This is a genomic window from Escherichia sp. TW14182 (assembly GCF_000208525.1).
Lineage (GTDB): Bacteria > Pseudomonadota > Gammaproteobacteria > Enterobacterales > Enterobacteriaceae > Escherichia > Escherichia ruysiae.
Window position 1 is genome coordinate 1 of record NZ_AEJZ01000435.1, and the last position, 633, is coordinate 633.

1 protein-coding gene is annotated in these 633 nt (G+C 55.1%); it reads right to left on the reverse strand.

Translation table 11 applies throughout. The features are described from left to right. Positions 1–74: 74 nt before the first annotated feature. Positions 75–575 carry an antirestriction protein ArdA gene (locus tag EQY_RS0122885; RefSeq protein ID WP_000117636.1) on the reverse strand — a complete coding sequence of 167 codons (501 nt, stop codon included), beginning with the start codon at positions 573–575 and terminating at the stop codon, positions 75–77. Between the last annotated feature and the right edge of the window lie 58 nt (positions 576–633).

Genomic DNA, 633 nt, shown 5'->3' on the forward strand with positions numbered 1-633 from the left:
CCGGCAGGCGCCAGCCTGCCAGGGGTTTTTCGCGCGGACTGACAGGCAGGCCCCCGCCGGAACGGGGGCAACGCTCACCGGCAGAACACATGGCCATCAATAAAGGTCAGGCTGTCCAGAAACAAATCCCGTGCATACGCTTCATAATCAAAATATCGCGCAATCTCATCAGGGATCCCCGCCAGCATCCCGGAATCATTCACAAACTCAATGGCAAACGCCTCTTCACTGTCAGCGGTTCCCAGCCAGGCATCGCGGAAGCGGTCAAAATCCGTCTCTCCGGTATCATCCACCCAGAGACGATAAGCCTCTTCGCAGCCTTCATCCCGTGCCTGGCGAAAGCCTTCAACATAAGCCCAGTTGATATGGCATTCTGAGGCCATATTCCCGGGAAACCCTTCATAATCCTGAAACATCAACTCCGGATCGGCCTCATCCTGATGCAGTTCGCGGCAGGCCTCAAAAAAGCCACGTTCATCATCAAATGAAGTCAGGTCAAACCAGCGGCCGGCAATACTGCCACCGTTATACTTTCGCCAGGTTCCAACGTATACAGCAGGGGCAACAACAGACATTCCTGAATCCTCCATAGTCACATGTTCTGCGACACCGGGCGGTGCCGTGCCTCCATAA

Excerpts from the sequence above, each read along its gene's own strand:
- EQY_RS0122885 (WP_000117636.1), bottom strand. The coding sequence starts at position 575 with ATGTCTGTTGTTGCCCCTGCTGTATACGTTGGAACCTGGCGAAAGTAT.